Annotated in this window: 9 protein-coding genes; 3 read left to right on the top strand and 6 right to left on the bottom strand. The window is 56.8% G+C overall.

Features of this window, described 5'->3' with window-relative positions:
- Together PHW69_09075 and PHW69_09070 are read right to left on the bottom strand one after the other, a co-directional pair.
- Positions 1–209 (bottom strand): hypothetical protein (locus PHW69_09075; GenBank protein MDD4005334.1); only part of this gene is annotated, 209 nt, incomplete at its 3' end.
- Positions 206–811 carry a class I SAM-dependent methyltransferase gene (locus PHW69_09070; protein ID MDD4005333.1) on the bottom strand — a complete coding sequence of 202 codons (606 nt, stop codon included), beginning with the start codon at positions 809–811 and terminating at the stop codon, positions 206–208. The genes PHW69_09075 and PHW69_09070, both read right to left, overlap by 4 nt.
- A 154-nt stretch (positions 812–965) precedes the next feature.
- Between PHW69_09070 and PHW69_09065 the strand changes: the two genes are divergently transcribed.
- Entirely contained in the window at positions 966–1,772 is an 807-nt protein-coding gene (locus PHW69_09065) for a hypothetical protein (protein ID MDD4005332.1), read from the top strand.
- 10 nt (positions 1,773–1,782) lie between these two features.
- Here PHW69_09065 and PHW69_09060 read toward each other — a convergent pair whose 3' ends face one another.
- The 4 genes from PHW69_09060 to PHW69_09045 are packed head-to-tail and all read right to left on the bottom strand — an operon-like array spanning position 1,783 to position 5,838.
- Positions 1,783–2,640: a hypothetical protein gene (locus PHW69_09060; protein ID MDD4005331.1), complete on the bottom strand. Its 858-nt coding sequence runs from the start codon at positions 2,638–2,640 to the stop codon at positions 1,783–1,785.
- On the bottom strand, positions 2,631–4,055 hold the full coding sequence (locus PHW69_09055; GenBank protein MDD4005330.1) for a HEAT repeat domain-containing protein: 1,425 nt from the start codon (positions 4,053–4,055) through the stop codon (positions 2,631–2,633). Before PHW69_09055 ends, PHW69_09060 begins: the two co-directional genes overlap by 10 nt.
- A 40-nt stretch (positions 4,056–4,095) precedes the next feature.
- Entirely contained in the window at positions 4,096–5,112 is a 1,017-nt protein-coding gene (locus tag PHW69_09050; GenBank protein MDD4005329.1) for a HEAT repeat domain-containing protein, read from the bottom strand.
- A gap of 15 nt (positions 5,113–5,127) precedes the next feature.
- Positions 5,128–5,838, bottom strand: a complete 711-nt coding sequence (locus PHW69_09045; GenBank protein MDD4005328.1) for an XRE family transcriptional regulator — start codon at positions 5,836–5,838, stop codon at positions 5,128–5,130.
- Positions 5,839–6,042: 204 nt separating this feature from the next.
- Here PHW69_09045 and PHW69_09040 point away from each other — a divergent pair, with 204 nt between their 5' ends.
- Both PHW69_09040 and PHW69_09035 read left to right on the top strand, forming a co-directional pair.
- The gene (locus PHW69_09040) at positions 6,043–6,927 is read left to right on the top strand and encodes a HEAT repeat domain-containing protein (protein ID MDD4005327.1); all 885 of its coding nucleotides are present in this window, start codon (positions 6,043–6,045) and stop codon (positions 6,925–6,927) included.
- Positions 6,928–6,991: 64 nt separating this feature from the next.
- Positions 6,992–7,339, top strand: a 348-nt coding sequence (locus tag PHW69_09035) for a hypothetical protein (GenBank protein ID MDD4005326.1), incomplete at its 3' end; no start/stop codon positions are given.

Genomic DNA, 7,339 nt, shown 5'->3' with positions numbered 1-7,339 from the left:
ACATCCCGGCGGGCCGAACCATATCCCGCGAGCAGGCGCGTAAGCACAGCCGATATCTCCGGCGCGGTAACCCCGTCCGGCAAAGAAAACAGGATCTCGGAATAACGCGCCAGTATCGCGCGGTGTTCGCGCTCGGGCACACCGTAGGCGACGATCGTGTCAAGCGCGATTTTAAACAGGCACGGAATGCATTCTGAATACATTTTCATAAAATGTCGGCGGCGGGACGGCGGCCTTCGGAATAAAAATATGCGGCGTCTTCCACAATGATGTCCGTAAAACCGGCCGCCCGGTAAAACTCCGCCATTTCCCGATCGGACACCAGCACATGCCCGGCGACTTCGCGCCCGGCGCGGCGATGATGCCCGTCAAGCGCGGCGCGGTTCATGGAATGCGCGACCAGCAGCCGCCCGCCCGGTTTTAAAGCATGGAAAGCGTTGTCGAAAACCGCCGCGGGGTTCGCAAAATGCGCAAACGCGTTGAAAATCAGCACGGCATCGAAACAGGAAGGATTGAACAGCGCGGTTTCAAAATCAGCGCGGACTATTTTCTCGCCCGGAAACTTGGAGGCGAAAACCCGGCACATCCCGCCGGACACATCGGTCGCCACAAGCTCGCCAATCCGCCGGTCCCGCAAAAACGGAGTGAGGATGCCCGTGCCGCAGGCCACATCCAGAACCGACCCGCCCGGCTCAAGCCCGAACCGGTCGAGAATCCGGACGATCACCGGGTAAACCGTATCGGGATCGTAATTGTCCCAGGTTTCGGCCTGCAAATCAAAATAGGCGCGGCAGGATTTATTCTCTTCCATACAGTGATATGATATAAAAACCGCAAAACTTTAAAAAGGGTTTCCCCGGGCTTTGTTAAAACATATAATTGAAAACGGGGCCGGACTCGGCCTCAACTTGAAACAAAAGGCGGCGGCGCTTCAGTCGTATTCAGAACTCACCGGAAAATATTTTATGCCCGACTCCAGCAAAACAAGATTCGCCGCCTATGCCGCAATCCTGACCGTTATGGCTACACCGCTGGGCTGGCTGCTTTCAAGAGCGCTGCTGCGGCTGGGCTGGCTGCCGGAGCAACTGGTAAAACCTGTGACCGGAGCAGTTTTTTTTGCCGCAGGCTCGGCCATCCTGCTGTGGTTTCTGCGCCGGCTGAAACCCCTGAAAACCTGGGGACTGCACCGCGCCGGCGGATCGGGCCTGCCCATATTGCTCGGCATGACTTTCGCCATGAGTCTGCTTGTCGCGGCTGATGGAGATTTCCACCTGTCATTGCGCGTGGCGCCATATCTTGCCGTCGCGCTGTGCGCGGCGGTTTTCGATGAAGTGGTGTTCCGCGCTGCGCTGTTTAACGGACTTAAAGATGATTTGCCGGCCGGCATAGCGGCGGTTATGGTTTCGCTGATGTACACTTCCTTCAGGGGACACGGACAGGCTTTCTTTGAACTGCCCGCGCTTTTCGCTTACTCTTATCTGTTCTGCGCCGCGCTGGCAAGCGGCACCGGCCTGGCGGTTCTGGTTCCGGCCGGCTTTCTAATCCGCGTGACGGGACTGTTATATCAGCAGGGCAAGCCGCTGCCGGTTCAGGACAGGATAGCCGCCTATGTCACACTCTCCGCGTTCGCGCTGTGCCTGGGCTATTACCTGCTGCACAAAACCGCCGGGCAGAAGAAACTCCGGTCAGCTGTTACAGCATTGCCGGAACATGAATGCGCGGCCCGCAAAGAATGTCCGGCACCCGCACGGCCTGCCGGAAAAGCAAAATGAAACCGGGATTTTATTCCGAATCAGGATCGGCCTGAGGATCTTCCACCGGCAAAGCGCCGTAAATGCGGAAATAAATGTCGCGGTAGGACGCATATTCGGCGGGATTGGCCGCCATGAGAAGCTGGGCCTCTTTTTTCAGACCGGATTTGATGGACCCAAGAAAAACGTCAAGACTCTCGATGCTGCCCGCCACCAGAATATCATTTACCACCGTATCGTCGGACGGCGCGGCCTGCAATTTGAAAAAAGATTTGAGCCGTTTGCTCTGTTTCCTGGTCAATTCACCGCAGGTCATGTCAGAAAACTGCTCAAGCGGACTGGCAGCCGTGGAAAGCTGCAGGCCGAAAATGTCATTTATCACTGACCGCTCCACCCCGAACATAAGCGCCTGCCGCTTCGCATAATAGGGCATGCGGGTTATCAGTTCGGTGTTAAAAAGCCGTGCGGCCGCGCCAAACCCCGCCTGCAGATTCTCCGGCACTTCGCCGGCCCACACCACCCGGTAAAGATCGCCTTTGACCTGCGCGATGCTGTTGGAACCGGGGTAGGCGTTGGCCGCGTTTATATACACCGCGTTCGCGCCGGCTTCAGCCGCACGCGATGAAATGGCCGACATGAAAGTTTCCAGCCCGGTTTTGCCCGCTTCGTTAGCCTCGGCGGTCAATGCGGCAACCCGCGTCACGGTAAAACCGTTGGCCACAGCGTCTTCAATGCGGTAACCGGGCGTGTCAGACAGCGTAAGCACATCCTCCACGCTGGCCGCCGCATATTTTTCAGGACCGTACTGCTGCAATTTTATTTCAAGCCCGCATACGGCAGGCGAGAACAGACCCGCGCATAGAAATATCGTGACTTTTTTCATAGCCATGCGTCGCCGCTCGATTTTGACGCGATTTCGGCAGCCAGCTCCATCTTGGCCTTTTCCTCGGCCTCACGCCTGCCCGCATGCACTCTCAGCCAATACAGCAGCACCAGCATCACCACGAATATCGCTCCGCATACGAAAAACGGCATGAGGAATTTCGAACCACCCAGACTCTCCGCCGCGGCCGCGCGCGCGGGAATGCGGATTTCAGGATTGAAAGAACCAAGCGCTTTTGAAAAGGTGTCCGCCGCGGTCTGACCGCCGAAATCCCAGAGCTGGTACGCCGCCTCAAGTTTCAGAGGATACGGAAACTCGCCTTTCTTTGCGAGCAGCACAGCCGACGCGACTTTCTCGAATTTGTCGTTCTTTATGCGCAACGCCACGGAAGCCACCCCTACTCGGACTTCCGGTTCCGGCGAAGAAATGCTCGCCTGCGCGATCGCCGCGGCTTTTTCCTTCAGGCCTTTCGCGGTCTGCTCGGCAGTGTCGCGAAACATCGGATCAGAGTCGCGGCGGGGCGTTTTGCCGTCTTTTATTTTTGCGATATTCCACAACGCCGCAATGCGCGCTTTGGCAGACAGATCGCTCACTCCCATTTCGGCAAGCGGAGTGATGGCGTCGCATGAACCCATATCGCCCAGCGCGAAAGCGGCTTCGGTGCGGATCGAGGAGTCTGGATCTTTCAGCAGATTGAGCAACAACAGCTGGCCGCCGGCTTTGGCCTGCGAAATGGCCCACATGGCCGAAATTTTCTGGCTCGAAGAGCCGGTGCGGAGCTGCTCGGCGAGGTACTGCGCGCCGGTATATACCGCGGAGTCCGGCGCGTCAGGGCAATGTGTGGCGGAAATGCTTTTTACGATCACCTTCAGATCGACAGGATCATCCAGCGAAATCATGGACTGTGCGGCCGCCTTGCGCACCAGGTCGGAACTGGATTTTATGTACCGGCTGAGCTCCCACGTCGCTTCCAGCGGCCGCGCTTTCCCGATTGCTTCAATAGTGGAGGCGGTAAGTTTCTCGCGGGAACCGTCGTCCTGCTTGAGAAACGCGATGAGCGCACGGCCCGCATCCTTGTCGCCGCGGCCGCGATCGCCAAGACAGATTACCGCCTTGTATTGCACCAGCCAATAGGAATTTTTCAGCGCCTTGATCAGCGCGGCGGTAGTATTGGCTTTCCCTTTTGAATCGCACAGCGCATTAACCGCGCTTTCCCGAAAATCCTTGTTCTCGGAATCGAGCAGGCTCTCGCTGTCCACCATATCGCTGCCGCTTTGCGCGTGAACCGCCGTTACAAACGGGAACACGCCCGTCAAAAAAAGCAACGCCGCGGCTATTGTCAGTTTACGTTGTAAATTCGGGTTCGGCATGACATCCTCATTTTTCAGCCGCCAGCGCGCGCCGCGGCAGATGATTGGCACTTATATAGCAATATATAACTTAATCAGGGCGCCAGGCAAGTCAATCCTTGAATTTTGACGCCGCCAGCCACGCAGCCGCCAGAACCAGCGCGATTGCCGCCGCCAGATATTTGACACGGAAACGCCCTTTCCGCACGCCGGATGCGCCGTCGTCAGTTTTTGGTTCAATGGTTTTTCCGGCCGTTTTGGCTGCGCCCGTTTTTTTCGCCTCCGCCTGATTTTTAACTGCCGCGCGCACGGCGGCGATTGCGCGGGGATCATCGTATCTGCTCAACGCTTCCACCGCGCTTTCCCGCACCGAAGGCGACGGATCGTTGATGATCTCAATGAGCGGGGTGATGGCCTGCGGCTCTTTCATCTTGCCCAGCGCTATGGCTACGCTGCCGCGGACAAGGGAATCCTTGTCATTCACCATTTTCAGCAGTTTGGGTATCGCGGCCCGATAGCCCCGAATCCCCAGAATGGAAGCCGCAGCCGAGCGCACACGCCCGTAAGGATCGTCCAGCCCGCGCATCAGGAGCGGCACGGCCTGGTCAGGAACATTGTTATGGACGGCCCACATCACTTTCTCGCGCACCAAACCCGACTCGTCTTCCATGCCCCGCAGCACCGCCCTGAGAGAGCGCGCGTCCCTGCGCTGGCTCAGCAATGTCATAGCGGCTATACGCACTTTATGCGACGGATCCTTGAAAGCCTGAAACACAAAATCCGCGCTCTCCTCGCCGGGCATCTGGCTCAGCCCGTAAACCGCAGAAGACCGGACGTTTTCTTCAGGATCCTGCAGCAGCGCGAGAATCTTCGCAACAGCGGATTCCTGCCGCCTGTCGCCAAGGCATACCGCCGCCTTTGCCCGCACATACCAGTCGGCGCTGGCCAGCGCGTTTTCAAGCTCCGCGCCGGCGCCGCGTTCCTGCGAAGCGCAGACCATTTTGATGCCGGACTGCCGTTCGTTCGCGTCGGCCGAAGAAAGTTTTTTCAGGCCTTCGGACAGTCCGCCCGCAGCCAGCAGCGGAACGGCGCTTGCGAAACAGCCGATATAAGCGATCGCTTTTTTCATAACAGGAAACTCCTTTTACGGTTTGCGAAAAAAACCTATCACCTGACCAATAACGCAAAATTCGTCCAGCTTCAGCACAAGCGTTCTGGCATGCGCCGGCTCCGGCTTCAATTCCACCCCGTTTTTTTTGCGGAAAATACGCCGCACGGCGTAACCAGCGGCCAGCCGGATCAGCGCAAGGCGCCCGTCATCCACATAGGCAGTCTGGGAAATTATGGCATAGTCGCCGTCTTCCGCGGTGGGGCTTAAAACTCCGCCCCGGATCCGCAAAGCGTAAACCCGGCTCTCGCCGTAAGATTCCACAAGCACCGGCAGATATTCTTCGGCTATCACATCCGGTGAAAAACCGAAACAGTCGCCCGTTATCGTCCCGACCACTCCCACATGGGCCGATTTTTTGTTGAAGCCGCCGCGCGTTTCAATTTCGCGCAACGCGTCCGTCAGACGGCGTTCGGCGTCCTCCTGCTGGGGCGCGACGGTGTCCGCCGCGTCGTCCGCAAAATATTCCGCGGGCTTCTCGAAAACTGCGCAAAGCTTCTCCAGATTGCCGCGCCCGGGATGAAAGCGGTGATACACCCAGTGCGAAATAACGCTGGAGTCTTTCAGCCCCATGCGGCTGGCCAGTTCCGTCTTGGTCATTTTACGCTGTTTCAACAACTGCTCTATTTTATCGCCCAGTTTCATATCGCACCACCATAAGGCGGCAACCCGGAACGACCGCCGCATTTCACATATCTTAACAGATTATGATACTTCCTGATACTATTCTACACACAACCGTCCGCATGTCAATACCCGATGCACGGCAGAATGCATGCGGGAACCGACTGAACGACGGCAAATTCCGGTCTGCCGCAGAAATAGACAAAACACCGCGTCGCGCCGCATTCTTGTTGCCGCGACGCCTATTTTTGTATCATTAGGATTAATATGAACCGATTTATAATCGCAACAGTGATCATTCTGTTCAACACAAGCGTTTTTGCGGGCGAAACCACAAGCCTTTCACCTGACCGTGAAAAAGCTGAAGCGGCTGTTTCCGCGTTATGCGAAAGCAAAAGCAGGAACGCCGCCTCCGAACTGGAGCGGGCGCTCGGAAACACACACTGGGAAGTGCGAAAAAAAGCCGTGACCTGTCTGGGGAACCTTAAAAACAGGGACAGTCTGCCTCCCATTCTGGCGATGACAAAAGACGAAAATCCCGCCGTGGAAAGCGCGGCATTTGACTCGATAGTCGCCTTCGCCTCGCCTGAAGCCGCCGAAATCCTGCGCCGTGAAGTTTATTCCGGCGCGGAATATGGATACAGGAAAAAAGCCGCCGTCGCCATAGGCAGAATGGACAATCCGGCGATTACCGCCATGTTTATCGAAGACGCCAAAAGCACCGACACCATCATGGCCGACCGAGCCGCCATGGTACTGGTAAATATGCAGACCGGCGCGGCGGTCAGGCCCCTGGCGCAAGCGGCGCAGACAGGCGTCGGGTTTGTCAGGCAGGCGGCAAAAGACGCGCTGACCACGGTTTCCGACCCTGCGGCCGAACCGGAACTCGCGCGGCTGCTGAATTCTGCGGACTATGACACCGAACTGCGCCTGATCGCGGCAAAATCGCTGGCTATAATACGCAGCTCCTCGTCAATCGCCGCGCTTGACGCATTCGCTTCAGACTCCGCCCAGCCCGCCGAGCTGCGCAAACAGGTGCGCGCACTCTGCAACACCGCTTCAATGCATATCATGCGCTATCTCACCGCGCTCATGTTTGCCATAGTCGCGGGCGGGATATGGTGGATGTACCGCAAAGGCGCTGACCTTTGACCTGCATATTGACTTCAAGGCACCTCGTTGATTAGAATTATGTGTACATTTAACGGAGAAAACAATGGCGACAATTACCGAAGCTGAAATTATCGAAAGGCTGGAAAACCTTTCAAATTCGCGCAAACTGGCGCTCAAAGGCAACATCAACTGGAAAGATGAAAGCGAACTTTACAAGCTCACGCTTGTGCGCGACGCCATGTCCATTTTCAACAGCGGCGGAGGCCTGATGGTTTTCGGCGCGGGAGAGGGCCAGTTCACGGGTCTGTCGGAAGTGGAGGAAGATTCGTTCATCGGGTTCGACCTCAACGAAATGCTGAAACTTTACGCCCAGCCGGAATTTTTTTGCGACCCGGTTACAATGACGGTAACCCATGCGGGCACGGAAAAAAAAGTTTTCGTGGTTCAGGTA

The sequence above is a fragment of the Elusimicrobiaceae bacterium genome (assembly GCA_028700325.1).
Classification (GTDB): Bacteria; Elusimicrobiota; Elusimicrobia; order Elusimicrobiales; family Elusimicrobiaceae; genus JAQVSV01.
This window is presented reverse-complemented; position numbering and strand designations above follow the sequence as displayed.